Raw genomic sequence first — 212 nt, forward strand, 5'->3', positions numbered from 1 at the left:
TGCCTACGCTCACCAGCTGCCGGAGAACGTCGCTCCGCTGATCGCTGAGCTCGGCAAGGGTTACAGCCACGTGCTGGCCGCCGCCACCACCAACGGCAAGAACTTCCTGCCGCGCGTCGCCGCTCTGCTGGACGTCGACCAGATCTCCGAGATCATCGAAGTGGTCAGCGCCGACACCTTCAAGCGTCCGATCTATGCCGGTAACGCCATCG

The 212-nt window shown here is 64.2% G+C and carries 1 pseudogene; it reads left to right on the top strand.

Annotated elements, in window-relative coordinates:
• Positions 1–212, top strand: a pseudogene (locus IB255_RS30730) (electron transfer flavoprotein subunit alpha/FixB family protein); the annotation flags it as partial.

The sequence above is a fragment of the Pseudomonas sp. PDM22 genome (assembly GCF_014851965.1).
Classification (GTDB): Bacteria; Pseudomonadota; Gammaproteobacteria; order Pseudomonadales; family Pseudomonadaceae; genus Pseudomonas.